Origin of the sequence: Flavobacterium limicola, from assembly GCF_003634755.1 — a bacterium.
In the GTDB taxonomy this organism is placed as follows: domain Bacteria; phylum Bacteroidota; class Bacteroidia; order Flavobacteriales; family Flavobacteriaceae; genus Flavobacterium; species Flavobacterium limicola.
On sequence record NZ_RBXA01000012.1, the window covers coordinates 1 to 1,300 of the forward strand.

The window sequence follows — 1,300 nt, forward strand, 5'->3', positions numbered from 1 at the left end:
TACTGAAGGATCAAATGTGGCATTCAACTTTACGTTGAGTAACCCATCTGCAGTGGCAACTAATTATACGTTCACATTAACCAATGGAACTGCTGGAAGCTCGGATTACACGACAACGGATGTTACAGTAACAGTTCCTGCGGGAGCAACTACCGGAACGGTAAGTGTACCAACGACCCAAGATACCATTGACGAAGCAGATGAAACCTTCACAATCAACAATGGAGCAGTAAGTGCTACAGGTACTATTTTAGATAATGATGCTGTGCCTGTTGTTGCAACTATCAGTCCTGCTAGTGCTACAGAAGGATCAAATGTGGCATTCAACTTTACGTTGAGTAACCCATCTGCAGTGGCAACTAATTATACGTTCACATTAACCAATGGAACTGCTGGAAGCTCGGATTACACGACAACAGATGTTACAGTAACAGTTCCTGCGGGAGCAACTACCGGAACAGTAAGTGTACCAACGACCCAAGATACCATTGACGAATTGGATGAAACCTTCACAATCAACAATGGAGCAGTAAGTGCTACAGGTACTATTTTAGATAATGATGCTGTGCCTGTTGTTGCAACTATCAGTCCTGCTAGTGCTACAGAAGGATCAAATGTGGCATTCAACTTTACGTTGAGTAACCCATCTGCAGTGGCAACTAATTATACGTTCACATTAACCAATGGAACTGCTGGAAGCGCGGATTACACGACAACAGATGTTACAGTAACAGTTCCTGCGGGAGCAACTACCGGAACGGTAAGTGTACCAACGACCCAAGATACCATTGACGAAGCAGATGAAACCTTCACAATCAACAATGGAGCAGTAAGTGCTACAGGTACTATTTTAGATAATGATGCTGTGCCTGTTGTTGCAACTATCAGTCCTGCTAGTGCTACAGAAGGATCAAATGTGGCATTCAACTTTACGTTGAGTAACCCATCTGCAGTGGCAACTAATTATACGTTCACATTAACCAATGGAACTGCTGGAAGCGCGGATTACACGACAACGGATGTTACAGTAACAGTTCCTGCGGGAGCAACTACCGGAACAGTAAGTGTACCAACGACCCAAGATACCATTGACGAATTGGATGAAACCTTCACAATCAACAATGGAGCAGTAAGTGCTACAGGTACTATTTTAGATAATGATGCTGTGCCTGTTGTTGCAACTATCAGTCCTGCTAGTGCTACAGAAGGATCAAATGTGGCATTCAACTTTACGTTGAGTAACCCATCTGCAGTGGCAACTAATTATACGTTCACATTAACCAATGGAACTGCTGGAAGC

At 43.5% G+C, this 1,300-nt stretch carries 1 protein-coding gene; it reads left to right on the forward strand.

The window, feature by feature from the left end:
• A partial coding sequence (locus BC952_RS14760) for a Calx-beta domain-containing protein (RefSeq protein ID WP_208639998.1) occupies positions 1-1,300 on the forward strand: 1,300 nt, incomplete at both ends.